Below are 23501 nucleotides of genomic sequence, written 5' to 3' on the forward strand. Positions count from 1 at the left end.
CCGGAAAGGACGGTCTTGATGATCGAGGTACCTGTGCTCGTCGTCGGCGGGGGACCGGTCGGGATGAGCCTCGCGCTGCTGCTCGACCGGTTCGGGGTGGAGAGCCTGCTCGTCGAGCGACGGCCCGCCACGACCACGCACCCGAAGGCCCGAGGTTGCCATCCGCGGACGATGGAGCTCTTCCGCATCTGGGGGATCGAGGACCGGGTGCGCCGCGCGGGGCTGCCGCAGGAGTCGGACGTGGCCTGCTGGTGCGAAAGCCTGAACGGGCCGTTGGTGGCCTACACCGAGCCCGCGCCGAGCCTGCACACCCCGGCGCCGCGCTCGATCGTGCCCCAGGACGCGGTGGAGGAGGCGCTGGACGACGCGCTGTCCGCCCGGCCGCGGGCTCAGATGCGCCGGTCCACCGAACTCGTGTCGCTGGCCCAGGACGCCGACGGCGTGACGGCGCGGGTCCGGCGGGTGACCGACGGCGAGGAGTTCGACGTCCGGGCGCGGTACGTCGTCGGGTGCGACGGTGCGAACAGCCGGGTGCGCGAGACCGCCGGCATCGCGATGGACGGCCCGGAAACCCTGGCGCTCATGGCGAACCACTACTACCGCGCCGACGTCGGGCACCTGCCGCACGTCCGCAGCGCCATCGGATTCCTGGTCCGGCCGCGCGACCGCAGCCGGCCCGACGTGAACGTCCTGGCCACCGGTCCGGACGGGGACCGGTGGCTGGCGGTGCAGAAGCTGCGGGAGGGCGAGGAGCCGCTGTCCGAGGAGCGCCTCATCCAGGACGTGCGTGAGCAGTGGGAGATGCCCGACCTGAAGGTCGAGCGCATCAACGTGATGACCTGGCGGATGAGCGCCCAGGTCGCGCAACGGTTCCGCGCGGGCCGGGTGTTCCTCGCCGGGGACGCCGCGCACCGGTTCCCCACCGCGGGCGGCAACGGGCTGAACTCCGGCGTCCAGGACGTGCACAACCTGGCCTGGAAGCTCGTGATGGTGCTGTCCGGACGGGCCGGTGACGTCCTGCTCGACACCTACGACTCCGAGCGCCGCCCGGTCGCGCAGTCCAACACCGACTTCGCCGTGCGCAACCAGACGCGGATCGACGAGATGGACGAGGCGTTCCGCCGGCGCGAGGAGGACCCGCAGCGCTGGCGCGACCTGCTCATCGACCAGAACAAGCAGCTGCACAGCGACGGCCACACGTTGGGCTACATCTACACCCGCGGCGCCGTCGTCGACGACGGTTCCCCCGTGCCGCCGTACGACTCGCAGTACTACTGGCCGACCGACCGGCCCGGGGCGCGGTTCCCGCACTTCTGGCTCGACGTGAACAAGACCGAATCGAGCATCGACTGGTTCGACACCGAGTTCGTGCTCGTCTGCGGGCCGGACGCGCACGGCTGGGAGCGCGCCGGACAGGACCTGACGGCCTCGGCGGTCGTCCCGCTGCGGGTCAAGCGGTTGCCGCACCTGCTCGGGCCCCTGTCGATCGGCCGGGAGGGCGCCGCGCTCGTGCGTCCCGACGGCCACGTGGCCTGGCGCGCCCGCCAGGCGGGGGAGGGGGCCGAGCTGTCCGCCGCGCTCGGCCGGGTCCTCGCGGGCGGCACCCTCGCTCACGCGGACAGCGTGGGCTGACCGACCACGAAGGAGAAAGAGACCATGACCATCGCGCCGAGTTATGACAACCCGCCCGGAGTCGGGGCGCCGTTCAGCGCGTACTCCCACGTGGCGAGCGCGGGCGAGCTGCTGTTCGTCGCCGGCCAGTGCGGAATCGCCGAGGACGGTTCCGTGACCGGTCCCGGCGTGCGGACCCAGACGATCCGCGCCTACGACAACGTGCGCACCATCCTCGAATCGCAGGGCGCCACCATCCGGGACGTCGTGCGGTTCGTCAGCTACCTCACGTCCCGGGACCACGTCGCCGACTTCTACGCGGCCCGCGAAGAGTACTTCGCCGAGCACTACCCGCGGGGGCAGTACCCGCCGAACACCCTGCTGATCGTCGGTGGCCTGGTGCGTGCGGACCTCCTGGTCGAGATCGACGCGACCGCGTTCCGGCGGAAGGGGTGAGGGCGTGTCCGTGCGGGATTCCATCGACCGGTCGGGGATGAGCCGGTTCCAGATCAGGGTCATCGTGATCTGTCTCGTGATCAACCTCGTCGACGGGTTCGACGTCCTCGTGATGTCCTTCGCGGCTCCGGGCGTGGCGCACGAGTGGGGGCTCACCGATTCCCGGATCGGCGTGCTGCTCAGCAGCGGCCTGGTGGGCATGGCGCTCGGCTCGGCCGTGCTCGCTCCGCTGGCCGACCGCATCGGCAGGCGGCCACTCACGCTGATCTGCCTGGTCTTGTGCACCGCCGGGATGGCGCTGGCCGCGCTCAGCACCTGGTTCGAGATGCTCGCGGGCTGCCGTCTGCTGACCGGTCTCGGCATCGGCGGCATGGTGGCGAGCCTGCCCGTGGTCATCACGGAATACGCGCCGCGGCGGGTGCGCGGCACGATGATCGCCCTGTACGGGATGGGACTGCCGCTCGGCGGTGTGCTCGGTGGTGCGGTCGCGAAGCTCGTGGTCGCCGAGTACGGCTGGCGCGCCACCTTCTTCGTGGGCGCCGTGCTGACCCTGGTCATGGTGTTCGGGGTGGCCGCGGCGATGCCGGAATCACTGGACTACCTGATCAGCCGCCGTCCCCGGGGTGCACTGGGCAAGGTCAACCGGCTCCTGGGCCGGATGCGGTTGCCGGCCGTGGACACGCTGCCCGACCCGGAGCCCGGCGAACGCCGGGTGAAGGTGACGACGTTGCTGACCCGGGACGCGGCGCGCACCGTTCTACTGTGGATCTCCTACTTCGTGATGATGGCGGGCTTCTACTTCGCCGCGAGCTGGACGCCGCTGCTGCTGCAGCACAGCGGTTCCTCCGCCCAGCAGGGCATGAACGCCGGGCTCCTGCTCAACCTCGGCGGGATCGCGGGCACCCTGCTGTTCGGCCTGATCGCCCTCAAGGTGCGGCTGCGCGTGCTGACGGTCGTCTGCTTCCTCGCGGCGGGAGTGTCGTACCTGGCGATGAGCCTGTTCCTCGATTCCGCCGTCGCCGCGTTGATCGCCGCGGTCACGGTCGGCATGTTCATCAACGCCAGTGGCAACGGGCTCAACGCCCTCGCTCCCGGTCTCTACGCCGCGCCGGTGCGCGCCACCGGGGTGGGCTGGGCCATGGCCTTCGGACGGCTGGGTGCGCTGACCGCACCGGTACTGGCCGGGCTGCTGCTCGACAACTCCTGGTCGCCCCGCTCGCTGTTCGGGCTCCTCGTCGTGCCACTGGTGGCGGCCGCCGTCGCGGTCTTCGTGATCACCGTGCCCCGGCGGACGGCGCGGACGACCACGGCCGCCGAAACACCCGCTCCGCTCGCCTGAGTCAGGCGTTCTTTCCAGGAGGAAGAGCATGAAAGCCGTGCGCCTGCACGACTACCACAAGCAGCCGATCGTCGAGGAGGTGCCAGACCCGGTCCTGTCCGGACCGCTGGACGTGATCGTGCGGATCGGGGGAGCCGGCGTGTGCCGGACCGACCTGCACATCATCGAGGGGCAATGGGCTGAGGCGATGGGACCGCGGTTGCCCTACACCCTGGGACACGAGAACGCCGGCTGGGTGCACGCGGTCGGCGGCGGGGTCACCAACGTCGAGGTCGGGGACGCGGTGATCCTGCACCCGCAGCCCGCGTGCGGGCTGTGCCTGGCCTGCCGGGAGGGCCGGGACATGGCCTGCGCCGCGGCCGCGTTCCCCGGGGTGTCCGATCACGACGGTGGAATGGCCGAGTACCTGCGCACGACCGCGCGGGCGTGCGTCAAACTCGACCCCGCCACCGACCCGGCCGACGTCGCCGCGCTGGCCGACGCCGGCCTCACCGCCTACCACGCGGTGCGCAAGGCGGTTCCGCTGCTGCCGCCGGGCAGCACGGCCGTCGTCCAAGGGGCCGGGGGACTGGGCCACATCGGCATCCAGGTCCTCGCCGCCCTGACCGCGACGAAGATCGTCGTGGTCGACCGGGACCCGGCCGCACTCGCGCTCGCGGCCCGCCTCGGCGCGGACACGACGGTCCGGGCCGACGGCAACCAGGTGAGCGCGGTTCTGGACGTCACGAGCGGGCGCGGTGCCGAGGTCGTGTTCGACTTCGTCGCCGAGCAGGGCGCGGAAAACGACGCCTGGGACATGACCGCGGCGGGCGGTTCCCTGTTCGTCGTCGGGTACGGCGGGGAACTGCGGATCCCGACGGTGGCGGCCGTGGCGTCCGAGAAGAACGTCATCGGCAACATGGTCGGGACCTACCGCGACCTGGTCGAGCTGATGGTGCTCGCGGAAAGCGGGAAGGTGAACCTGCACACCCGCCGCTACCCGCTCGACGCGGCCGCCGAAGCGCTCGACGATCTGGCGCTGAACCGGATCAGGGGGCGCGCGATCCTGGTGCCGCAGGCATGACGCAGCCCGGGTTGGCGCGGCCGCATCCCGTGCGGGTGCTCGACGGAGCGGTGTCCTACCTCGACATCCGGTACGCCACGGTGACCGGCTGGCGTCCGCTGACCCTGGACCTGCACCTGCCCCGGGAACCGGACGGACCGGTGCCGATCGTGGTCTACGCGCACGGAGGCGGATTCGTCGGCGGGGGCAAGGAAATGGGCCCGTGGGCGACGTTGCCCGCGGGCGGGATCGCGGTCGCGTCGGTCGGTTACCGGCTGGCCGGCGAGGTCGCCCACCCCGGCCCGGTCGAGGACGTGCTGGCGGCGATCCGCTGGGTGCGGGCCCGGGGTGGCGAGTTCGGGCTGGACCCCGGCCGGGTCGCCGGGTGGGGGAGTTCGGCTGGTGCGTACCTGATGGCCCGCGCCGCGTTCGCCGACGCCGCGGTGAGCGCGCGGCTGTCGGCGCTCGTGTTGCACTACCCGGTCGCGGATTTCGGGCTGTTGCTGTCGGAGGCGTCCACAGTAGAGGAACGGCAGGCCCTGGCGAACATGGTGTGCACGTTCCTCGGCGTTCCCGCCTGGCCGAGCGAGGACCGGCTCGCCGCGGTGTCGGTGCTGACCGCCGCGCGCCGGGCCCGCTACCGGCCGCCCGTCCACCTCAGCCACGGCTCCGGCGACCGGCGGTGCGGCCTGGCCCAGAGCCGTCGATTGCACGAGGCCGTGCTGGCGGCGGGCGGCCGGTCCGAACTGCTCGTCGTGCCCGGAGCCGATCACGCCGACGCGGTGTTCGCGACGCCCGCCGTCGTCGATCCCGCCGTCGAGTTCCTGCGCACGGCGTGGGCGCGACACGATCCGTTGGACTGAGGAGGAACCACATGCGCATCGGAAATCTGCGCGGCCGCGCCCACCTGGTGCGCGGCCGCACCGCGATCGACATCGCCAAGGCCAGTGGCGGCCTCTTCGGGCCCGAGCCGGCGGACCTGTTCGCCCGCTGGCCGGAGTTCGTGACGTGGGCCGCCACCGCGCGCACCGACGGCGGCGAGCCGTATCGGCCCGAGGACCTGGGTGCGCCGGTTCCGCGGCCGCGTCAGGTCTTCGCCGTCGGCCTGAACTACGCGGCGCACGCGGCGGAGACGGGGTTGCGTGCCGGCCCTCCGTGGACTGGGAGGTGGAACTCGTCGTCGTCATGGCGCGGGAAGCGCGGAACGTCGCGGACGCGGATGCCTGGGACTACGTCGCCGGGCTCACGGTGGGGCAGGACTTCAGCGATCGTGACGTGCAGATGAGCGGCGCGCCCCCGCAGTTCTCGCTGGGCAAGAGCTTCCCCGGCTTCGGCCCCGTCGGGCCCGCGGTGGTGACCCTCGACGAGGTCGACCTCACGGCACCGTTGCGGCTGCGCTGCTGGGTCAACGACGAGCTCGTCCAGGACGGTCACACCGGGCAGATGATCCTCCCGGTCGGCGCGTTGATCGAGCGGATCTGGGCGGGGGGGGGGGGGGGGGGGGGGGGGGGGGGGGGGGGGGGGGGGTGCTGATCCTGGTCGACCAGGACCTCGGGCTAGTGGAGGGGCACGACGCCGAACGGGAGTGGGACGCCATCGTGGCGCAGTACCGGACCGGTCCGGCCCGGTGACCCGGCGACCAGCCGCCACGCGAGTCGGGACGGCTGCGCCGGGGTGATCTGCACCTGACGGCATGAACCGAGAACCGCCCCGAGGGGCATGGCACAGTCATGCCCCTCGGGGCCGGAGCGTGCGGCTGCCCGTCTCAGCTTTTCGTGCGGGCGATGACCTCGCGCGCGAGGTGCGCGAAGTCGTTGACCACGAGGGTTGGCGGGTAGTACTCGTTGCCGAACGGGCGCTTCCGGCGGTCGACGAACGCCGTGTGCATTCCGGCGGCTTTCGCGCCTACGCAGTCGAACGCGTGGTTCGCGACGAACAGCACTTCGGACGGGTCGAGGCCGACGGCCTTCGCGCCGGTGGCGTACGTGCTGAAGTGCGGCTTGAAGGCGCCGGCCTCGGCGACCGACACCACCCGGGTCCAGAGGTGTTCGGTGCCGGAGAACTTGACGCCGGACTCGAGCATGTCCGGGTCGCCGTTGGACAGGATCACCAGCTCGAGCCCGGCGTCCTTCAGCTGCCCCAGCGCCTCGACCACGTCCGGGAACGGCTCGAGCCGCTCGATTTCTGCGACGAGCGAGCGCACCTCGTCCATCGTGTGCGGGATTCCCGCACGCGTCAGCGTGTAGTCCACGGTCTGCCGGCCGATCTCCCGGTACGGGATGTGCTCCCGCCCGAGCAGGGCGTCGATCATCGAGTTCTCGAAGTGCGTCCGCCGCCACCACGTCACCACCCGGCCCGGCGGCTGCGCCGTGTAGTTCTTCGACCGCAGGTACGGCGTGATCGCCTTGGTCAGGCCGCTCTGCATGTCCACGACGGTGCCGTAGAAGTCGAACATCAGCGCCTTGACGCCGGTCAAGGATTCAGTCACTTCGCGTCCTCCCAGGACGGGGTGCGGATGGGACGCGGTGAACGCTAATGCGGACGCGGCACCATCGGCATCGGAGGAACGCCCGACAGCGGGGGCCCGTGATTGGGCGGTGTCACGTCGCCGCGGCGAGAAGCGCCCGCGATAGTGGGGTGGTGGACTCCCGACGGAACTCGCCCGCGGACTGGCTGCTGCGTGCCCTCGCGCTCTCCCGCGCGACGGGTGCGCCCGTTCTGGCTTGCGTGGCCGGCCTGCGCCACGCGGCGTCCTCCCCGCGGTCGTTCACGCTGGGTTTCGCCTCCCCGCCCGCACCGCAACGTCTCGGCCTGGTGGAGATCGCCATGTTGGCCGACTTCGCGCTCGGCGGCGCGCTCCGCCGACGGCTCGGGCGGACCCGGCCTCTCCCGACCCTGAGCCTCACGCTCGACCTGACCGGCTCGCCCGGCGCCGCCGGCGCGACGCTCGCCGAAGTCGGTGACATCGCGGTGGCAGATGACGGCATCGGGACCGCCGCCGGCGTGATCCGGAGCGAGAACCTCGTTCTGGGACACTGCAGCGCGGCCTTCGCCGTTCCATCCCGGGGATCGCAGGCCGAACTCCCGTGGGACAGCCCGGATTCGGCCACCCACCCCTCGGTCGACCTGGGCGAGCTCACCCCCGCGGAACGATCACTGCTCACGAGCGCGCGCTCGGCGGCGGACACCGGCCGGTCGTGGGCTGACCAGGTGATCAGCGACGCGACGGTCGACGAGCGCGGGACCACCGTGCTGGTGCCGAGCGAGGTGATGACCAACCGGGCGGGCGCCGTCCAGGGCGGCGTGCTGTTCGCCGCGGCGGCCCGGTGCGGCGCACCCACCGCGAGGCTGGTCTCCGGGACGATGCGTTTCCTGGCCGGAGTCAGCGCCGCCAAGCCCATCGTGCTCGAACCGACGGTTGAACACACCACCCGGCGGACCCGCTTCACGCACGTGCGGTTGCGGCAGGACGGCAGCGTCTGCGCGGTCGCGGGGCTGGTGCACCGCCGTTGACCGGGTCGCGAATGGAGGATCGCGCAAAGCCGATCCCGCCACGTTGGACAAGCGCACCTGGATCGGCCACTCGAGGAACGCGAGCATGGGCTTGCACCCGTTCACCGTCGATGAGGAGCCGGCATGACCAAGACCAGCGGCGGACCGCTCACCGGTTTGCGCGTCGTAGCGCTGGAGCACGCGGTGGCCGCCCCGCTGTGCAGCCGCCACTTGGCTGATCTCGGTGCTGACGTCGTCAAGGTGGAGAACCCGGCGGGCGGGGACCTGGCCCGGGGGTACGACTCGGTCGTCAAGGGCCAGTCCGCGTACTTCGTCTGGGCCAACCGCGGCAAGCGCAGCGTCGCTCTCGACTTGAAGACCGACGACGGACGCGCCGTCCTCGCGGAGCTCCTCGGCCGGGCGGACGTGTTCGTGCACAACCTCGGCCCGGGCGCGGTCGACCGCATGGGCTTCGGCGCCGAGGTCGTCGCCCGTCGATGGCCCCGGCTGATCTCCTGCGCGATCTCCGGTTACGGCGCGGACGGGCCGTATCGCGACCACAAGGCGTTCGACCTCCTGATCCAGGGGGAAGCCGGGCTGCTGTCGGTGACCGGCACCCCGGACCAGCCCGCGAAGGTCGGCATCTCGGTCGCCGACATGTGCGCCGGCGTGTACGCGATGTCGGCGATCCTCGCCGCTGTCCTGGAGCGCGAGCACACCGGCCGCGGACGGACGATCGACATCTCGATGCTGGACTGCCTGGCCGAGTGGATGATGGCGCCGGCCTACCACCAGCTCTACGGCGGCCGGCAGCCGTCCAGGGAAGGCGCCCGGCACAACATGATGGTCCCGTACGGCGTGTACCGCGTCGGCGACCACGGGCACGTCAACTTCGCGGTCCAGACCTCCGCTCAGTGGCGGGCCCTGTGCGACCGGGTGCTGAACATGCCCGGCCTCGCCGACCACCCCGACTTCCGCACGAACGAGTTGCGCGTCCGGAACAGGGACCGCCTGGAGAGCCTGATCGAGCGCGAGTTCGCGTCGAGCGCGGGGGTGTCCGACATCGTCGGCCGGCTCGTCGATGCCGGTATTCCCACCGGCACCGTCAACGACCTGGCCGGTCTCCTCGACCACCCGCAACTCGGTTCCCGGTGGTTCGACGTCGACTCGCCCGGCGGGCCGATCCGCGCCCTGCGTCCGCCCTTCGACCGCGGCGGTGCGCCCGCCGGCAGCCGGGGTGTGCCGGGCCTGGGCGAGCACACCGCCGAGGTGCTGGCCGAGATCCGCGACGAGCACCACCGATGACCGCTGCTCCTACGGCGCCCAGGCAGCCCAGGGCAGCGCGCGAAGCTGAACCATCACAGCGAGTCGCTGAGCCGGATCCGACAGGTCCAGCCCGGCGATCTCGGCGAGGCGCTCGAGCCGGTGCCGCACCGAGTTGGGATGCAGCACGAGCCGTTCGGACGTCCGGGACACCGACCCGAACTCGTCGAGGAACACCCGCAGCGTCCTGATGTAGTCGGTCTTCTGGAGTTCGTCGTGCTCGCGAAGCGTGCGCAACTGAGGGCAGGGCGCGGTGCCGGCAAGAGCTCGTTCGACCGGCAGCAACGCCAGATCCGGCCAGCGGCTTTCGGCGGTGACGACAGTGGGGGTGGCCGGCCAGTCCGGACGACGCAGGATGTGCAGGAGGTCGTCCACGACCTGCCGCGCGGCAGGAACGTCGCCCGGCCCCGCCGCCCACGGGCCGATCGCCGCGTGTGCCGTGATGCCCAACCGCTCGATGTGGCGCAACGCGGGTTCCACGATCCGGGTCACGCGATCACCTTCGCCGGCCGGGACCAGTGCGTAGTAGACCGATCCCGAGGGCAGCACTCCGACCGCGGGGTCGATGCTGTTCATCTGCAGCGACAGCAGGTGCAGGACCCGTTCCCCGGCGAGGCTGCCGCCCTCGCCGGAGGGGACGTCCGCGCCGGCGAAACCGATCACCACGAGCCCGGTCCGGCCGCCCAGGCCCAGTTCGGCAGGCGGTGAGACGTCGCCGTACAGCAGCCCGCGGAGCAGCCGCATCCTGGATGCGCGGTCGGCGTCCTCGACCAGCCGGTGCCGGAGCATGTGCGGCACGGCGAGACGGGCGGCGCGGGCCAACGCGGCTTCGGCTTCCGGGCCCAGCGGTTGTTCGCCTTCGGCGACGGAGATCTCGCCGAGAACCTCACCTTCGGAGCGGATCGCTATGCGCAGCCGCGTGGACAGGTTCTCGTAACCGTCCACACGCACCACCTCGCCCGGCCGGCGGAAGGTCTCGTACGCGCTGTTGTCGGTCGTGAACCGCTCGATCCACTGGTCCGGCGTTCGCCTGCCGAGGATCGTGTCCCGCCGGACCTCGTCGATCGCGAACCCCTGGACGGAGTAGGCGACGACCCGGTGGGCGCGGTCGTAGAGCACCACCGAACCGCCGACGGTGACGGCGATCGCGTCCGCGAGGCCGTAGACGGTGCTGGGGCTGGTGCGGTCCCGGGCGGACCCGGGGTCGGCCGTCGTCGCGGTCAGCACCGTGCGGACCAGCGTGACCAGCCGCGCCCAGCTGATGCCCGGCTTGGCCCGCAGGAGCGAGATGCCGTGCTCGCGGGCGAGGGCCGCCGGGCCGGGCTGATCCGTCGCGCGGAAGACGACCGCCGCCGCTCCGGCCTTCGCCGCGTCGACGACCACCTCGCCGGCTTGGGGATCACCGGCGTCGACGCCGACCGCGAGCACGAGTTGCCCCCGGTCCGGCTGGTCGGGTGGATCGAGGATGGCGACGTCGCTCAGCACGGCGGTGCCGTCGCGCAGGAGCAGCTCGACCTCGAGCTGCTCCGTACCCAGCACCGCGAGGAGATCACCGAGTGTCACCAGCACCTCCTCGTGGCCAGAGCTTCGGGACAGGATAGCCGCCCGGTGACCGGTCGCCGTTGGCGTTTCGTCCCATCGTGCGCGCCCGGCGTCGTCGGAAACTCCAACGCTGCAGCCGGCGCCGCTGCCTTGGAGATTGGGCCAACGCGGGGTCGCCCACGTCATGCGACTCGCCGAAGCGGAATCGGCCGCGCCGCACCTACGGTTGCCGGACCCCGCGGTTCTTCCACCGGTTCGATGAGGAGAAGTAAATGGCCCTCAATGACGAGGAAACCACGACTCAGCTGTCCGCGGATATCGGCCCGTGGTACCGCGATGTCACGCCGGCGAACTGGCGCTCGTTGTTCGCCGCGTTTCTCGGCTGGGGTTTCGACGGCTACGAAACGTACGCGCTGACCGTCGTGTTGACACCGATGCTGAGCCAGCTCCTCGATCCCGGGCAGCGCGCGAATCTGCCGTTGTGGGGCGGAATCGCGGTGGGCGTCACGCTGCTGGGATGGGCGATCGGCGGGGTGATCGGCGGAATGGTCGCCGACCGTGTCGGGCGCAAGCGCGTCATGGTGTTCTCGATCGCGGCGTATTCGGCGTTCGCGGGCCTCACCGCGTTCTCCCAGAACCTGGAGATGCTGCTCGTTCTCCGGTTCCTGACCGGTCTTTCGCTGGGCAGCGAATGGGGGACCGGGACGGCGCTCATCGCCGAAACGTGGCCGACCCGGGCGCGCTCGAAAGCCGCGGGAACCATGCAGGCCGGCTTCGGGTTCGGCGCGCTGCTCGCCTCCGCGGTGTGGCTCGTCCTGAGCGAGTTCGGCCCCGGGATGTGGCGGCTCGTCTTCGTCATCGGTGTCGTGCCGGCGTTGTTCACGTTGTACATCCGGCGGAACGTCACGGAGTCGGAGGTCTGGCAGCAAGCCGCTGGTCGCGATGTTCCGGAAAAGCGGCGGTCCACGCTCGGTCAGGTGTTCCGGGATCGGGTCAGCCGTCGCCGCGTGCTGCTCACGCTGGTGCTTTCGTTGTTCTCGATCGGCGCCTACTACACGGTGTCGACTTCCCTGCCGCTCTTCGTCAAGCAGCTTGCCGCAGGGCAAGGGCAGGCGGTGGTCAACCACCTGACCAGCCTGGCCGGAATCACCTACAACGTCGGATCGATCCTCGGGTACATCGCGGGCGGGTTCATCGCCGATGCCATCGGGCGCCGCAAGTACATCGCGCTGTTCCTGGTGGGCGCCGTGGCGACCACGGTAGTTCTCTACCTCTCGGCCGATTCGGTCACCACGGTCGTCTGGCTGGCCGGCGTGAACGGGTTCTTCACGCTGGGGATGTTCGCGGCCTTCGCGATCTACCTGCCTGAACTGTTCCGCTCCCGGGTCCGCGCGACGGCGATCAGCTTCGTGTTCAACTCCACGCGCCTGATCGCGGCGTTCGGTCCCATCGTGTTCGGCAACCTGGTGCTCGCTCTCGGTGGCGTCACGAAGGCGGCGGTCATCCTCGGGTCCTTGTACGCCGTCGGATTGGTCGTGTTGCCGTTCTTGCCGGAGACCCGGGCCGTTTCACTGGACGAGAGCCGTGTCAGTGGGAGTACATCTGCCGGCACAGCCGGATGAACTCCCGCGCCCGCCGGGTCGTGCGGGCGCCGCGCATCCAGGCCACCACGATGTCCAGCGGCTCCACCTCGTCCGTCAGCTCCAGAGGGACCGCGCGGGCTCCGGCGTACGTGGTCTCCTCCGGTGGGCGCTGGTTGAGCAGCGCGAAGCCCTGCCCGTGCGCCACCAAGGCCCGCACGGTCTCATACCCGGCACTGCGGTGGCGGATGTGCGGCTCCACGCCCGCTTCGCGCAGGATCGACTGCAGGTACTCCCGGCTGTTGGGCAGGTCGAGCAGCACCATGGGCTCTCCGGCGAGCTGCGCCAGCGACACCGTGCCGCTCTGCGCCAGCGGGTGGTCGGGGCCGACCAGGGCGTACGGCGGCGCGGTGTCCACCACGACGTGGTCGATGTCGTCGTCGAGGTCGTAGCCGTACAGCAGCGCGACCTCGTACTCCCCGCCGCGCAGCGCGGCCTTGATCGCGGAGTGCTCGCCCTCCCGGACGGACACCACCACCCGCGGGTGCCGGTGCTCGAACTCGGCCAGCAGTCGCGGCAGGCGGAACGGCGCGAGCGTGGCGAAACAGCCGACCGTCAGCGTGCCCACCAGCTCCGTGCCCGCCTGCCGCGCCGCCTCGACGAGTTCGGCGCCGTGGGCCAGGAAGTCGAGCACCCGCCGGTGGAACGCCTGCCCCGCGGTGGTCAGGCTCAGCCCACGCGCGTGGTGACGCAGCAGCAGCTGCACGCCCAGCTCCCGTTCGAGCTGGGCGACCGCGGTGGACACCGCCGACTGCGACACCATCAGCTCGCGCGAGGCGGCGGTCATGCTCAGGTGCCGGGCCGCCGCCTCGAAGTACCGCAGCTGCACCAGGGTGAAGGACGGCTCGCTCATCTCAGCTCCTCCCGATGCTCAGACATCGCGATGCACCTCCTCGCCCCCCACGAGCGTGAGCACCGTCTTCGCCGCGCTGACCTGCTCGCCGGACAGGATCGGCCGGTCCAGCAGCGCGAGGTCGGCGAGCCTGCCCGGCGCGATCACCCCGGTCTCGTGCTCCGCGTGGTTGGCGTAGGCCGAGCCCGCCGTGTAGGCATCGAGCGCCACCCGCAGGTCGAGGGCCTGCACCGGTTCGAGCGGTTCGGACAGCACGCCCTCGCCGACCGCGTGCGGGTCCTCGGGCGGGCCGAGCCGGGTGGCGGCCGTGTAGATCGCCCACAGCGGGTTCGGGTCGGTGACCGGCCAGTCGCTGCCCATCGCCAGCCGCGCCCCGGCGCGGTGCAGCGCCCCGAACGGGAAGTGGTGCGGCTCCCGGTGCGGGCCGAGCAACGGCAGCTTGCGCTCGACGATCTCCCAGTCCCGCCGCGCCCACAGCGCCTGGATGTTGGCGATGACACCGAGTTCGGCGAACCGCGGCACGTCGTCGGGGGAGACCACGTCCACGTGCGCGATCTGGTGCCGGTTGTCGTGCCCGGGGCCGGCGTCCCGGGCGGCTTCGAGCGCGTCCAGGCATTCCCGGACGGCCCGGTCGCCGACCGCGTGCAGGTGGATCTGGAACCGGCGCCGGTCCAGCTCCACGCAGATCCGCTTCAGCTGCTCCGGATCGATGAACGACAGGCCGGATTCCGTGCCGTGGGAGAAGTTCCCCGCGTACGGCTCGAGCATCGCGCCCGTGCAGTTCTCGCACACGCCGTCCTGCATGATCTTCACCGTCGTGGCGCGGAACCGGCCGACGGTGCCGGCCGCCCGGCGTTCCTCCAGCGAGCCGAGCTGGCCGAGACCGTCCTCCACCGACCACCACAGCGCGCCGACGACCCGTGCGGTCAGCCGGCCGTCGCCCGCGAGCCTCAGGTAGGTCGGCAGCGGGTCCGGCAGTCCCCACAGCGAACCGACGCACGCGTCCTGCCAGCCGGTGACGCCCACCGAATGCAGGTGCCGCTGGGCGGCCAGCAGCGCCGCCTCGGCGAATTCCTCGGTGACGGGCGGCAGCAGGGACGTGATCAGGTCACCCGCGCGTTCCACGAGCACCCCGGTCGCGCGCCCGTCCGCATCCCGGTTGATCCGGCCGTTGGGCGGGTCGGGGGTCTCCGCGCCGATCCCGGCGCGGTCCAGCGCGCGGCTGTTGGCCCACACGCCGTGCCCGTCGTGGCTGACGAACACGGCCGGCCGGTCCGGCAGGATCTCGTCGAGGAAGTCGCGGTGCGGCAGCCCGCCCGGGAAGGTGTCACCGAACCAGCCGTTGCCGCTGATCCACTCGAGCTCGGGGTGGTCGTCGGCGTAGGCCCGGATCGCCGCCCGGTACCGCTCGGGCGAGTGCGGCAGCCGGGACAGGTCGCAGGTCAGCAGCTGGACGCCGGCGGCCAGCGGGTGGACGTGCGCGTCGGTGAACCCGGGCAGCAGCGTCGCGCCGCGGGCGTCGATGATCTCGGTGCCCGGACCGGCCAGCTCGTCCAGTGGCTCGCGGCCGACCGCCTGGATGCGCCCGCCGCCGATCGCCACCGAGGTGGCGCCCGGTTCGGCCGAGAACACCTCGGCGTTGACGATGATCAGATCGGGGTGGCTAGTGGTCACGGTGTGGTCCCGTCACTGGGTGGCAGCAGGAGGCGTGGCGCGGCTGCGGCGCGGGCGTGTCGAGTGCCGGGTTGGTGTCGAAGAAGCCGGTCGGCTTGAGCACGAAACCGGTGTGGTCCACCGGCATGATGGGCCAGTCCTCGGTGCGCGGGTAGTGGGTGAGTCCGAAGGTGTGCCACACCACGACGTCCGCGCCGTCGAGGTCGCGGTCGGCGCGGACCCAGGTGTCGATCCCGGTCCGTCCGTCGTTGCGGTTCACGTACTCGCCGGAGGGGAACCGCTCGTTCTCGTCGTAGGCGGTGACCCACAGGTGCTTGCGGGTGAACGCCGCCCGGCGCGCGATGGACGACCGGTCGTCGGCCAGCAACGTCGGCAGCCCCTCCGGCTGCAGCGTGTAGGCGACCGGCCGGCCGAGCGCGTTGACCCGTTCGGTGTTGCTGATCCGCCACACGCGGCCCCGGTTGCCGTCGGCCAGCCGCGCGGCCTCGGACTCCTTGGCCAGGCGCGTGATCTTGCGGGTGAACCCGTTGCCGTACGGATTGGACGGTCCCATCGGGACGCGCTGGACGTCGATCTCGTCCACGGCGTTGGCGAGCCCGTCGACCATCATGTCCAGCCGGGCGGAGAACAGGTGCTGGTGGTAGGGCGCCCCCACGCCGGGCGCGATCTCGCTCGCCCACGGGTACTCGGCGCCGTCCGGGCCGTCGCCGGGGTAGGCGGAGGCGAACACGATGCCGGTGGCCTTGCACTCCAGCTCGATCGTGCCGTCGAGGTAGAAGTACCAGTAGAAGCCGTAGTCGTAGTTGCCGACGGTGACGAAGAACGACACGACCATCCGGCGCTGGCGGCGGGTGGAGACGCTGCCGTTGTAGCCGTCGGTGTGCTTCCACAGCACGCCGGCGTCCTCCTCGTGCATGCAGATCGCGTTGCGGATCGTGCGCGGGTGGCCGTCGTCGTCGTGCAGCGTGGCGTCCAGGTAGTGGATCTCGCCCAGGCAGTCGCAGCCCAGCGTCAGCGAGTTGGCCTCCTTGCCCAGCGAGTACTCACCGGCGTCGAAGTAGTTCTGCCAGAACCGCACCGGGCCGGGGTCGCCGTAGGGTACGACCATCTCCGCGACCGAGGCCCGGTAGATGATCGGCCGCACGCGGTCGCCGTCGGCGAAGCCGATCTGGTGCAGCGTCAGGCCCTCCACCGCGTTGAAGCCGACGCGGAACTGCCACTTCTCCCACGTCACGACGTCACCGTCGACGGTGAAGCTGGGCCCCTCGGGCTGGGTGATCTCGATCGGCTTCTGCGTGGTCCGCGGCGGCCGGGCCGGGTCGTCCAGGTGGTAGTCGTAGGCGGTCACCGGGATCTCGGCCGGGCCCTCGTCGATGAGGTCGTGCACGCGGCGGGCGATCAGGTCGACGTAGGCCACGACCCCGTCGACCGGGTGCGCCCAGATGTTGTCGTCCTCGTTCAGTTGCAGGAAGGCCAGGCAGCGCACCAGGCGCAGGCCCTCCTCCCCGGGGATGTCGAAGCAGCCGGCGCTCAGGGCGGACACCCGGACCGAGCGCGGTTCGGTGATGCCGCGCCGGCGCATGGCCGCGTTCCACGCCTCGTCCTTCCAGAGGATCTCCTCGACCAGGTCGAACTCCTCGTGCAGGATCGGCGGCTGCCCCTCGGCGACCACGTCGACCACTCGGTCGGCCAGCACGCGCCCCGCGGTCACCGAGGCCAGCACCTCGCGCACCTCGCCGGTGCGGCGGTCGAGCAGGAGCGACCGGACCCGCCGGTCCAGCGCCTGGCCCGGCGCCCACGCCAGCACCTCCGCCTTCGCCGGCTCGTGCAGCGACACCAGGGCGAAGCGGGTGTCGGCGGTGGCGATCCCGGCGTCGTGGAGCAGCTCGCGGTTGCGGGCGACCTCATCGGCCGTCAGGCGGGCGAGGGGGTGGTTCATGTGCGTCTCCCGTATTCTTTGCGACGTAGCGCAAAGAATGAACGCTGGGTGGCCGCTGTGCAAGACTTGCGGCCGGGAACTTCACCGAGAGGCGGCTTGAGTTTTTTGATGCAGACCATCAAGAATTCAGATCGTGGCACGACCTAAGGACCAGACGCGGCGGCGCGACGAGATCGTGGCCGCGGCCGGCCGCGCCATCCTGCGGCGGGGCCTGACCGGACTGCGGGTGCGGGACGTGGCCGAGGAGGCCGGTTTGTCGGCCGGGCTGGTCAGCTACTACTACCGTGACCTCGACGAGCTGCTGCTGGAGGTGCACCAGGACGCGGTCGACCGGTTCTACTGGGGACGCGCGGAGGCGGCGGACAGCGAGACCGATCCGCGCCGCCGTCTCGTGCGGATCGTGGAAGCCGGACTGCCCGCCGACGAGGACGATCCGGTGTGCCGGGTGCTGTACGAGACGCACGTGCACGCCTCGCGCAGCCGGACGCACGCCGCGCTGATGACGGCGTTGTGGGACCGCGAGGTGTCGCTGTACTCCGCCGCGCTCGCACACGGCCGCGACGCCGGGGTGTTCCGGCTGCGCGGCCCGGTCGCCGACGTGGCCGCCAACGCCGTCGCCCTCGAGGACGCCTACGGGCTGCACGTCGTGGGCCGGAATTCGAGCGTGTCGGTGCCCCGGGCGCGGGCGCTGGTGCTGCGCTACCTGGAGACCGAAACCGGTTGCGAGCTCACCGGCGGCGGTCAGGCGTAGGCGGTCCAGACGGTCTTCAGCCCGGTGTACTTGTCGAAGGAGTGCAGCGACAGGTCCCGGCCGAAGCCGGACTGCTTGAAACCGCCGAACGGGGTGGCCGTGCTCAGCGCGTCGACGGTGTTGACCGACACCGTGCCGGCGTGGATGGCCTCGGACACCCGGTGCGCCCGGGCGAGGTCGCGGGTCCACACCGACGCGGCGAGCCCGAACGGGGTCGCGTTCGCCAGGCGGACCGCCTCGGCCTCGGACTCGAACGTCAGCGCCGCCAGCACCGGGCCGAAGAGCTCCTCGGCCACCAGCGGGTCCTCCGGCCGCAGCCCGGAGACCACCGCCGGGTCCAGGAACGCGCCGCGGCGGGACCCTCCGATGTGGACTTCTCCACCGCTCTCGGCGACCGCCTGCTGGACGCGGATCGCGGCGGCTTCGTCGACCATCGGCCCGAGTTTCGTGGCCGGGTCCAGCGGGTCGCCGGGAACCCACTCCCGGACCTTGGCGACGAGCCGGCCGAGGAACTCCGCGGCGACGGACCGCTGGACGAGCAGCCGGGTGGTCGCCGAGCAGACCTGGCCGGAGTTGGCGCAGAACCCGAACGCGACCAGGCCGGCCGCGGCATCCAGATCGGCGTCGTCGAACACGACCACCGGGCTCTTGCCGCCGCATTCCAGCCAGACCTGCTTGAGGTTGGATTCCCCGGCGTAGCGCAGGAAGAGCCCGCCCACCGGCGTCGAGCCGGTGAACGCGAGGACGTCGACGTCGGGGTGCCTGCCCAGCGCCTGCCCGGCCGTCTCGCCGAGGCCGGGCACGACGTTGAGCACCCCGTCCGGGATGCCCGCTTCGGCCGCCAGCTCGGCCAGCCGCAGCGCGGACAGCGGGGACTGCTCGGCGGGCTTGAGCACCACGCTGTTGCCCGCGGCCAGCGCCGGCGCCAGCTTCCAGCCGGCGATGTCGAGCGGGAAGTTCCACGGCACGACGGCGCCGACGACACCCAGCGGCACGCGGCGGACGACCGCGAAGTTGCCCGGGGGAGCAGGCGCGACCTCGTCGTAGAGCTTGTCGATGGCCTCGGCGTACCAGGCGAAGCAGTCCGCGGTGGCGGGCACGTCCATTCCGGACGTGTCGGCGATCGGCCGGCCGACGTCGACCGTGTCGCACAACGCCAGTTCGTCGGCGTTGTCCCGGATCAGCCCGGCGAGGGCGAGCAGCCGCCGCTTCCGCTCGGCGACCGCGAGCCGCGACCACCGGCCATCCTCGAACGCCCGCCGCGCCGCGGCGACGGCGAGGTCGATCTCGTCGGCGTCGCACGCGGCGACCTCGGCGACGACCTGGCCGGTCGCGGGATTGGTGTCGGCGAGGGTCTTCCCGGACTTCGCCTCGACCCAGTCGCCGTCGACGAAGGCCGCGGTCCGCGGCCGCAGCCGGCCCGCCGCACGCACCCAGTCGACATGGTTCATCACGAGGACACCTTTCGTCGGAGCTGCGACTACTATCGCCACCGGCGGGAGGCCGGGAAAGCGGAGGTTTCCGGCGGTGTGCATCGGAAACACCGATGCAGGCTCTGCATCTGATCACCAGATGCAGAAAGTCATTTAATTCGATTTTACAGAAGCCAGGGTGCGATCTAGCGTTTCCGCAACGGCAGGCTGTGCGACGGCCGATTTTCCGGGCAACGGTGCCCGAATTCGCCAGGGAAGGCTGGAAATGGCGCCCAACGAGACGCTCAAGGTCGAGAAGCATTCGATCGATTTCGTCCCCCATTCCGAACGGTACGGGAAGGCGCGTGGCCTCTTCCCGATCTGGTTCACCGTCAACGCGAACATGCTCACCATCGCCACCGGAGCGGTCGCGGTGGCGCTGGGACTGCCGCTCGCGTGGGCGATCGTCGCGGCGGTGGTCGGCCACTGCGTCGGCGCGATCTTCATGGCCGCGCACTCCGCGCAGGGACCGGTGCTCGGCATCCCGCAGATGATCCAGAGCCGCGCGCAGTTCGGGTACCGCGGCGCGGTGCTCCCGCTCGTGCTCGTGGTGCTGATGTACCTCGGCTACATCGCCAGCGGCGCGGTGCTCGCGGGTAACGCCCTCGCCGAGCTGCTCGGCTGGGACGTCGACGTCAGCATTGTCCTGACGAGCGTCGCCGCGACGGTGATCGCGATCTTCGGCTACCGGTTGATGCAGGTGTGGGTCAACGCGGTCTCGTGGGTGACGGCGATCGCGTTCGCCATCCTGACCGTCGGGTTCTTCTTCCGCAACGACGTCAGCGGCGCCTTCGGCACCGGCGAGTTCAGCTGGGGCGTGTTCCTGCTCGCGGTGACCCTGTCCGCGACCTGGCAGCTGACCTACGCGCCGTACGTCGCCGACTACAGCCGCTACCTGCCCGCCCGCACCTCGGCGAAGGCGACGTTCTGGTGGACCTACGCCGGCTCGGTCGTCTCCTCGGTGTGGATGTTCGTCTTCGGCGCGCTCCTGGCCGCCGCGGCCCCGGAGGCATTCGGCGGTGGCTCCGTCCGCTTCGTCGCCGAGCAGGCCGGGTTCGCGCCGTGGCTGTTCCTCGCGATCATGGTGCTGAGCAGCCTGCCGATCCTCGCGGTCGACCTCTACGGCGCGTTCATGTCGCTGGTCACCATCACCGGCGCGCTGCGCCACGCGCGCACGATCTCCAAGCGCGGCCGGGTGCTCACGGTCTCGCTGCTCTCGGCGACCGGGGTGCTGGTCGCCATCCTCGGCCGCGGCGACTTCCTCGACAACCTCGAGAACTTCATCGTGCTGCTCGCGGTGGTCCTGGTCCCGTGGACCTCGATCAACCTCGTCGACTTTTACTTGGTGCGCAAGGAACGGTACGACGTCGCCGACATCTTCAACCCGGCCGGCCGGTACCAGGGGACCGACTGGCGCGCGATCACCGCCTACGCCGTGGGTGTCGCCGTCGAGGTCCCGTTCATGAGCACCGCCCTCTACACCGGACCCGTGGTCGAGGTCCTGGGCGGGGCGGACGTCTCGTGGCTCATCGGGCTGGTCGTGTCGGCGGTGGCGTTCTACGTCCTGATGAAGCGGTACCCGGTGCGCCGGGGGTTCGCGCCGGTGCCGGACGGTCCCGAGGTCAGGCAGGCACGCGCCGGCGCGCCGTCTCCCGGTGGGCCGCTTCGATGATCGCGTCGAGCAGGCCGGGGAAGAGCCGTTCCAGCTCGGCCCGGCGGAGTTCGTTCAGCTTCGCCGTGCCCTCGTAGTGCTGGCGGATGACGCCGGAGGTCCGGAGGACCTTGAAGTGGTGGGTGCCGGTCGACCGGGTGACGTCGATGTCGAAGGTGCCGCACGCCAGGGGGCGGCCGGCGTCCGCCAGCTGGCGGACGATGCTGCGGCGCACCGGGTCGGTCAGCGCTTCCAGCACACCCTGCAGCGTGATGTCCTCCGCCGCGGGGTGGTCGCTGATTCGCTCGTTGGTCACGCCGCCGATACTACGATGATCGTCGAAGTTTGACCACCATCAAGTTTGATGGCTATCGTCATAACCGTGCGTGACTCATCGGGTGTGAAACTCGCCGCCCTCGCCACCGGCTTCGTGATGGCGTCGCTGGACGTGACCGTCGTCAACGTCGCCGGCACCGCGATCCAGCAGGAGCTGGGCGCGTCGCTGACCGAACTCACCTGGATCGTCGACGGCTACGTGCTGGTCTTCGCCTCGTTGCTGATGCTCGCGGGCGGGCTGGCGAACCGCCTCGGCGCGAGAACGGTCTACCTCGCCGGGATGGCGGTCTTCTTCGTCGCCTCGCTCGCCTGCGCGCTCGCGCCGACCGCCGGGGTGCTCATCGCCGCGCGGCTGGTCCAGGGCGCCGGTGCCGCGTTGTTCATGCCGAGTTCCCTGTCGCTGCTGGTGTTCTCGTTCCCGGAGACCCGGGAGCGCACCCGGATGCTGGGCCTGTGGTCGGCGATCGTGGCCACCTCGGCCGCGCTGGGGCCGACGCTCGGCGGGCTGTTGGTAAGCGCTTTCAGCTGGCAGGGCATCTTCCTGCTCAACCTGCCGATCGGCGTGCTCGGCATCCTGCTGACCCGGTGGTGCATCGCGCCCGTCGAGGGGCGCCGCATCCGGCTGGCCGTGCCGGGGCACGTCCTGTGGATCGTCGCGCTCGCGGCGCTGAGCTACGCGCTCATCGAAGGCCCGCGCCTGGGCTGGATGGCGCGCCCGTTGCTCGTCGCCTACGTCGTGCTGGGTGTCACCGCCGCGGTGCTGGTGGTCCGGGAACGGCGTGCCGACCACCTGGTGATGCCGTGGAACCTGTTCCGCGGCGCGGGGTTCACCGGCGCCAATCTGGTGGGGTTTTCCTTCAACTTCGCCGTCTACGGCAGCATGTTCATGCTCAGCCTGTACTTCCAGCGCGCCCGCGGCGCCGATCCGTTCGCCGCCGGGCTGATGCTGCTGCCGATGACGATCTGGTTCCCGCTGGGCAACCTGGTCTACTCACGCGTCTCCGGCCGGGTGCCGAACGGGATCCTGCTGACGGTCTTCCTGCTGGTCGCCGGGATCGCGTCACTGACCATGGTGGGGGTGTCGACGTCGACGCCGTACTGGGTGCTGGCTGTCGCCGTCGCAGTCGCCAACATCGGCGCCGGCATCATCTCGCCCGGGATGACCGCCGCGCTGGTCGAGTTCGCCGGGGTGGGGCACGCGAACGTGGCCGGGGCGGTGCTGAACGCCAACCGCCAGATCGGCACGCTGGTCGGCGTCGCGGCGATGAGCGTGGTGCTGGGCACGATCACCGACTGGGATCGCGGGCCCGGGGTGTCGTTCCTGCTCCTCGGCGTGGCCTACCTCGCGGGCGCGGCGGGCGCGTGGTGGCTGATCGCCCGGTCGGAACGCGGCCGCGCGCGGAACGTGCGGCGGTAGGTGTCCGGCGGCACGCCGATCGCGCGCTGGAAGTGGCGCCGCAGCGTGGTCGCGGTGCCCATGCCGGCCGCCGCCGCGATGGCGTCGACGCCGTCGTCCGTGGTCTCCAGCAGCTCCTGCGCGCGGCGGATCCGCTGGGCCAGCAGCCATCGCAGCGGGGTGGTGCCGGTGACCGCGTGGAACTGGCGGGCCAGGTGGCGTGAGCTGAGGTTCGCCCGGCGGGCCAGGTCCTCGACCGTCAACGGCTGGTCCAGCCGGGCCATCACCCACGGCAGCAGCTCGCCCAGGGGATGGCCGTCCGGCTCGGGCACCGGCGTGCTGACGAACTGGGCCTGGCCGCCTTCGCGGTGCGGCGGCACGACCAGGCGGCGGGCCACGACGTTGGCGATCGCCGAGCCGTGGTCGAGGCGGACCAGGTGCAGGCACAGGTCCATCGCCGCGGCCTTGCCCGCGGACGTGAGCACGCGGCCGTTGTCGACGTAGAGCACGTCCGGGTCGACCGTCACCCGCGGGTAGCGCGCGGCCAGCTCGCCGGTGTGGGCCCAGTGCGTGGTCGCGCGCAACCCGTCCAGCAGGCCGGCGGCGGCGAGCACGAACGCGCCGGTGCACAGGGAGACCACCCGCGCGCCCGCCTCGTGGGCGGCGCGCACCGCCTCGACCAGGTCGGCCGGCGGGTCGTCGTCGACGTCGGCCAGCGCGGGCACGATCACGGTGCCCGCCCGCGCCAGCCGGTCGAGCCCGTCGTCCGGCTCGACCAGGAAGCGGCCCACCCGCACCGGGCGCGTGCCGCACACGCTGAGGTCGTACCAGGGCACCCGCACCGCGTCCGGGGGTGAGCCGAAGACCTCACAGGCCAGCGCCAGCTCGAAGTGCAGCATCCCGTCGGTGGCGGCGACCGCGACAGACCTCATGTCGGAAAGTGTACGGGTCGTGTCGTTCCGGACACTGGGCAGCGGCGGGCCG

20 protein-coding genes are annotated in these 23501 nt (G+C 71.4%); 12 read left to right on the forward strand and 8 right to left on the reverse strand.

Translation table 11 applies throughout. The annotated features are described in order from the left end of the window. Window positions 1-18: 18 nt before the first annotated feature. From IE290_RS30115 to IE290_RS38065, 6 genes are all read left to right on the forward strand, one after another. On the forward strand, window positions 19-1632 hold the full coding sequence (locus IE290_RS30115) for an FAD-dependent monooxygenase (RefSeq protein WP_191248079.1): 1614 nt from the start codon (window positions 19-21) through the stop codon (window positions 1630-1632). 24 nt (window positions 1633-1656) lie between these two features. Continuing rightward, window positions 1657-2067 carry a RidA family protein gene (locus tag IE290_RS30120; RefSeq protein WP_191248080.1) on the forward strand — a complete coding sequence of 137 codons (411 nt, stop codon included), beginning with the start codon at window positions 1657-1659 and terminating at the stop codon, window positions 2065-2067. Between the two features lie 4 nt (window positions 2068-2071). Beyond that, on the forward strand, window positions 2072-3406 hold the full coding sequence (locus IE290_RS30125) for an MFS transporter (protein WP_191248081.1): 1335 nt from the start codon (window positions 2072-2074) through the stop codon (window positions 3404-3406). 28 nt (window positions 3407-3434) lie between these two features. After that, window positions 3435-4469 (forward strand): NAD(P)-dependent alcohol dehydrogenase, encoded by a 1035-nt coding sequence (locus tag IE290_RS30130; protein WP_191248083.1) that lies wholly within the window; start codon window positions 3435-3437, stop codon window positions 4467-4469. After that, window positions 4466-5311, forward strand: coding sequence for an alpha/beta hydrolase (locus IE290_RS30135; RefSeq protein WP_191248084.1), 846 nt, complete (start codon window positions 4466-4468; stop codon window positions 5309-5311). The genes IE290_RS30130 and IE290_RS30135 overlap by 4 nt, the downstream gene beginning before the upstream one ends. 304 nt (window positions 5312-5615) lie before the next feature. Beyond that, window positions 5616-5981 carry a fumarylacetoacetate hydrolase family protein gene (locus IE290_RS38065; protein ID WP_229874805.1) on the forward strand — a complete coding sequence of 122 codons (366 nt, stop codon included), beginning with the start codon at window positions 5616-5618 and terminating at the stop codon, window positions 5979-5981. A gap of 232 nt (window positions 5982-6213) precedes the next feature. On the opposite strand, the gene IE290_RS30145 is transcribed toward IE290_RS38065, so the two are convergent. Beyond that, window positions 6214-6936, reverse strand: a complete 723-nt coding sequence (locus IE290_RS30145; protein ID WP_229874806.1) for a haloacid dehalogenase type II — start codon at window positions 6934-6936, stop codon at window positions 6214-6216. 152 nt (window positions 6937-7088) lie between these two features. Here IE290_RS30145 and IE290_RS30150 point away from each other — a divergent pair, with 152 nt between their 5' ends. Both IE290_RS30150 and IE290_RS30155 read left to right on the forward strand, forming a co-directional pair. Continuing rightward, on the forward strand, window positions 7089-7961 hold the full coding sequence (locus tag IE290_RS30150; RefSeq protein ID WP_191248085.1) for a PaaI family thioesterase: 873 nt from the start codon (window positions 7089-7091) through the stop codon (window positions 7959-7961). 123 nt (window positions 7962-8084) lie between these two features. Further along, on the forward strand, window positions 8085-9245 hold the full coding sequence (locus tag IE290_RS30155) for a CaiB/BaiF CoA transferase family protein (protein WP_191248086.1): 1161 nt from the start codon (window positions 8085-8087) through the stop codon (window positions 9243-9245). Between the two features lie 9 nt (window positions 9246-9254). Here IE290_RS30155 and IE290_RS30160 read toward each other — a convergent pair whose 3' ends face one another. Then, on the reverse strand, window positions 9255-10826 hold the full coding sequence (locus IE290_RS30160; RefSeq protein WP_191248088.1) for a PucR family transcriptional regulator: 1572 nt from the start codon (window positions 10824-10826) through the stop codon (window positions 9255-9257). A gap of 251 nt (window positions 10827-11077) precedes the next feature. Here IE290_RS30160 and IE290_RS30165 point away from each other — a divergent pair, with 251 nt between their 5' ends. Then, a complete protein-coding gene (locus tag IE290_RS30165; protein ID WP_191248089.1) occupies window positions 11078-12427 on the forward strand; it encodes an MFS transporter in 1350 nt (449 codons plus the stop codon). On the opposite strand, the gene IE290_RS30170 is transcribed toward IE290_RS30165, so the two are convergent. From IE290_RS30170 to IE290_RS30180, 3 genes are read right to left on the reverse strand one after another with little or no spacing between them, the layout of a single operon-like run. Further along, window positions 12393-13298, reverse strand: coding sequence for a LysR substrate-binding domain-containing protein (locus tag IE290_RS30170; RefSeq protein WP_191248090.1), 906 nt, complete (start codon window positions 13296-13298; stop codon window positions 12393-12395). The two genes, IE290_RS30165 and IE290_RS30170, sit on opposite strands and share 35 nt — an antisense overlap. Before the next feature lie 18 nt (window positions 13299-13316). After that, on the reverse strand, window positions 13317-14972 hold the full coding sequence (locus tag IE290_RS30175) for an amidohydrolase (RefSeq protein ID WP_191248092.1): 1656 nt from the start codon (window positions 14970-14972) through the stop codon (window positions 13317-13319). Beyond that, the gene (locus IE290_RS30180) at window positions 14962-16926 is read right to left on the reverse strand and encodes a primary-amine oxidase (RefSeq protein ID WP_268246422.1); all 1965 of its coding nucleotides are present in this window, start codon (window positions 16924-16926) and stop codon (window positions 14962-14964) included. The genes IE290_RS30175 and IE290_RS30180 overlap by 11 nt, the downstream gene beginning before the upstream one ends. A 118-nt stretch (window positions 16927-17044) precedes the next feature. Between IE290_RS30180 and IE290_RS30185 the strand changes: the two genes are divergently transcribed. Further along, window positions 17045-17662 (forward strand): TetR/AcrR family transcriptional regulator, encoded by a 618-nt coding sequence (locus IE290_RS30185; protein ID WP_191248094.1) that lies wholly within the window; start codon window positions 17045-17047, stop codon window positions 17660-17662. Here the strand turns inward: IE290_RS30185 and IE290_RS30190 are convergent. Continuing rightward, complete coding sequence (locus IE290_RS30190; protein WP_191248096.1) at window positions 17653-19113, reverse strand: aldehyde dehydrogenase; 1461 nt, start codon at window positions 19111-19113, stop codon at window positions 17653-17655. The two genes, IE290_RS30185 and IE290_RS30190, sit on opposite strands and share 10 nt — an antisense overlap. A 247-nt stretch (window positions 19114-19360) precedes the next feature. On the opposite strand from IE290_RS30190, the gene IE290_RS30195 reads away from it, so the two are divergent. Beyond that, window positions 19361-20806 (forward strand): purine-cytosine permease family protein, encoded by a 1446-nt coding sequence (locus IE290_RS30195; RefSeq protein WP_191248097.1) that lies wholly within the window; start codon window positions 19361-19363, stop codon window positions 20804-20806. On the opposite strand, the gene IE290_RS30200 is transcribed toward IE290_RS30195, so the two are convergent. After that, complete coding sequence (locus IE290_RS30200) at window positions 20757-21101, reverse strand: ArsR/SmtB family transcription factor (RefSeq protein WP_308431391.1); 345 nt, start codon at window positions 21099-21101, stop codon at window positions 20757-20759. The two genes, IE290_RS30195 and IE290_RS30200, sit on opposite strands and share 50 nt — an antisense overlap. Window positions 21102-21167: 66 nt before the next feature. Here IE290_RS30200 and IE290_RS30205 point away from each other — a divergent pair, with 66 nt between their 5' ends. Further along, the gene (locus IE290_RS30205; protein WP_229874807.1) at window positions 21168-22538 is read left to right on the forward strand and encodes an MFS transporter; all 1371 of its coding nucleotides are present in this window, start codon (window positions 21168-21170) and stop codon (window positions 22536-22538) included. On the opposite strand, the gene IE290_RS30210 is transcribed toward IE290_RS30205, so the two are convergent. Beyond that, a complete protein-coding gene (locus IE290_RS30210) occupies window positions 22460-23449 on the reverse strand; it encodes a helix-turn-helix domain-containing protein (protein WP_191248099.1) in 990 nt (329 codons plus the stop codon). The two genes, IE290_RS30205 and IE290_RS30210, sit on opposite strands and share 79 nt — an antisense overlap. Window positions 23450-23501: the final 52 nt, after the last annotated feature.

The sequence above is a fragment of the Amycolatopsis deserti genome (assembly GCF_014653945.1).
Classification (GTDB): Bacteria; Actinomycetota; Actinomycetes; order Mycobacteriales; family Pseudonocardiaceae; genus Amycolatopsis_E; species Amycolatopsis_E deserti.